Source organism: Craterilacuibacter sp., assembly GCF_051659485.1.
Classification (GTDB): Bacteria; Pseudomonadota; Gammaproteobacteria; order Burkholderiales; family Chromobacteriaceae; genus Craterilacuibacter.
In genome coordinates this window covers 1-1,569 of sequence record NZ_JBOFOO010000243.1, presented here as the reverse complement: position 1 = coordinate 1,569, position 1,569 = coordinate 1, and the positions used below count along the sequence as shown (strand labels likewise).

The following is a 1,569-nucleotide window of genomic DNA, read 5'->3' as shown; positions in this document are numbered from 1 at the left end:
GTGTGGTGCGCGCTTCCGATGGCGGCATTACCGGGGTGGCGACACTGGATTTCATCAACCAGTTCAAGGTCGACTATGCGGTGATCGGTGCGGCAGGGATAGAGTCTGATGGCTCTTTGCTGGACTTCGATTACCGTGAAGTACGGGTGGCGCAAGCGATGATGGCCAATGCCCGCCATCTGTTCCTCGCCGTCGATCACAGCAAGTTCGGCCGTAATGCCCTGGTGCGCATGGGTCATATCAGTGAATTCCATGCGGTGTTTACCGATGCGGTTCCACCGGCGGCGCTGAGCAAGATGCTGCAGGAGCACAACGTCGACTTGCAGCTGGCGACCGCTTAAGCGCAGACCAGCTCACGGGGACAGCCGCCGCATCCTGTGCGGCCGCTGTCCCCGTTTTCATTCCCGCTACGGCTCTCGCCCCCTGTTATAATCCCGCCTCTTTATCTTTAATGACGGGCGTCTCGCCCCCTGTGCCTGATATGAACGTTTTTTACGAAGAAAGCGGCAGCTTCAAGACAGGCAGCGTGGTGTCCAAAACCGACGCCAGCCTGCAGGTCGATACCCAGCACGGCAAACGCGTCAAGCTCAAGCAGGCCAATGTGCTGCTCGAGTTTTCCAGCCCGCTTTCCAGCTTTCTGGATGAAGCGCATGTGCTGGCCGGCGAACTGGAGCTCGACTTCCTGTGGGAAGTCGCCGGTAGCGATGAATTCGATTTCGATGCGCTAGCCGTCGAATACTGGGGTGCCAAACCGACGCCGCTGCAATTGGCGGCGACGGTGATGACGCTCGCCAGTGCGCCCATGTATTTTTACAAGAAGGGCAAGGGGCGCTTCAAGGCCGCGCCGCAAGAGGCGCTGACTGCGGCGCTGGCCGGCATTGAAAAGAAAAAGCGGGAACAGGCACAGATTGACGCCTGGGTAGAGGAGATGAAGGCGCAACGCCTGCCCGATGCCATCCGCTCGCATTTGATGAGCCTGTTATGGCGCCCGGACAAGAATACGCTGGAGTACAAGGCCTTCGATGCCGCCAGCAAAGCCAGCGGCCTGCCGCCGCTGAAACTGGCGCGTGCCGTGGGCGGCATTCCGTCGGTGCCGGCCTACCTGATGGCCGGCTTCGAGATGGAGTGCTTCCCCAAGGGGATAGGCTTCGGCAAATACACGCCGGCGCAGGCACCTGCCGATCTGCCGCCAGCCGGTGTCGCGGCGTTCTCTATCGATGATGCCGCCACCACCGAGATCGATGACGCGCTGTCGGTGAGCGAGCTGCCGAACGGCAACAAGAAAGTCGGCATCCATATTGCCGCGCCGACGCTGGGGGTGGAGCCCGGCTCCGATATCGAGAAGCTGGTGTTCTCGCGCCTGTCTACCGTCTATTTCCCCGGCTCCAAGATCACCATGCTGCCGGATGATGTAGTCAGTGCGTTTACGCTGGATGAGGGCAAGCCCTGTCCTGCGCTGAGCCTGTATGTCGAGGTGACGCCCGAGTTTGAAATCGTCGGCTACGAGAACCGTATCGAGAACGTCGAAATCGCCGCCAACCTGCGTCACCACACGCTGGAGCCCTTGTT

The 1,569-nt window shown here is 60.4% G+C and carries 1 protein-coding gene and 1 pseudogene; both read left to right on the top strand.

Annotated elements, in window-relative coordinates; all coding sequences use genetic code 11:
- Positions 1-341: pseudogene (locus tag ACRC1E_RS08520) on the top strand (DeoR family transcriptional regulator); the annotation flags it as partial.
- A 140-nt stretch (positions 342-481) separates the two neighbouring features.
- Positions 482-1,569: ribonuclease catalytic domain-containing protein (locus ACRC1E_RS08515; RefSeq protein WP_438514672.1), on the top strand; the 1,088-nt coding region annotated here is incomplete at its 3' end.